Annotated in this window: 1 protein-coding gene; it reads right to left on the bottom strand. The window is 79.0% G+C overall.

Annotated features, from left to right (window positions below; genetic code table 11):
- Positions 1–1,066: FAD-dependent oxidoreductase (locus tag SSBG_RS22515; protein ID WP_037870422.1), on the bottom strand; the 1,066-nt coding region annotated here is incomplete at its 3' end.
- Positions 1,067–1,356 lie beyond the last annotated feature (290 nt).

Consider the following 1,356-nt stretch of genomic DNA (forward strand, 5'->3'; position numbering starts at 1 on the left):
CGGCGAGCAGCTCCCAGTCCCCGGTCGGCACCCCGTACAGCGCCGCCAGGTGCGCCCGCACCGGGGAGTCGAGACCGGCGGGCGGACGCCCGGGGACCGTCGAGGAGACGAGGGTGCGCCCGGCGGGCGCGCGCCCCGGATCGACCGCGCTCAGCACCGCCGTGTGCGAGACCGGGCCCGAGCGGTCGCCGTCCAGGACCAGCGCGGAGCCCGTCGCGGGCGCGAGGGGCGCGCTGTGGTGGAAGACCGTCACCTCGTGGAAGCGCGGTACGCGCAGGCCCGGCAGGAGCTCCGCGGCATCCCGTGCCCCCGTCGCCACGAGCAGCGCGCGGCAGCCGATCTCGCCGTGCTCCTTCGTCGTCACGGCGGACGTGGACGCCGCCGTCACGTGCACGCCGGTACGGAGCGTGCCCGGCGGCAGCGTCGCCGCGAGCCGTTCGGCGAGGGCCCCCGAGCCGCCCTCCGGCACGCACAGCCGCCCCCGCGCGAAATCGCGCAGCGCGAAGTCCGCGACGCGCGAGGACGTGGACAGCTCCGGGTCGAGGAGCAGCGCCGTCAGCAGCGGGCGCAGGAAGGTCTGCGCGGTGCGGCGGGGCAGGCCCTGCGCCACGAGCGCCTCGGCCGCCGTGCGCTCCTCGCGCGCGCTCAGCCGGGCGTCGTCGGCGTGCGCGAGGCGGGTGAGGACGGCCGAGAGCCGCGCCTGGTCGAGCGCGCGGACCCCGGCCCCGTACGGACGAGGGGCGCTCGCGAGGGCGCGTGCGGCTGTCAGTGCGCCCCTGGTGCGCCTGCCGTCGCCGATCCGGTGCAGCCGCCCCGCGCTGTGCACGAGCGCGCCGGGTGCGAAGGGGCGCAGCGCGAGCCCTTCGAGGCCCGGGGTGCGGCGCAGCTCGGGGTGCGCGGTGCTCAGCAGCCGGCCCACCCGGTCCAGCCGGAAGCCGTCCACCTCCTCGGTCGCCATCCGCCCGCCGACCCGGGGTCCCGCCTCCAGGACGGAGACCGGCACCCCCGCGCTGACCAGGTGATGCGCCGCCGAGAGGCCCGCCACCCCGGCCCCGACGATGATCACGTCCGCTCGCTCTGCCTGCTCTGCCGTATCGAACACGGCCCCTCCCTCGGGGTCGGGCGTCTGCCGCCGAGGCGTGTGCCCCGAACAGCCCGCGTTATGAGCCCAGTTCCGCGATCGAGCCTAGGAGCGGGCCCACGGGGCGGGGAGCGCTCGCACGGGGGCGCGGGGTGGCACGGGGTGGCTCGGTACGGGGCACGCGGGGCCGCACGGCCGCGAGGCGGGCCCGGCCCCGCCCGGACGCCCTGGACCGCGGCGCTCCCGTGCGGCGTCCCGGCCCCAGCGCCGCCCCC

It is taken from the genome of Streptomyces sp. SPB074, from assembly GCF_000154905.1.
In the GTDB taxonomy this organism is placed as follows: Bacteria; Actinomycetota; Actinomycetes; order Streptomycetales; family Streptomycetaceae; genus Streptomyces.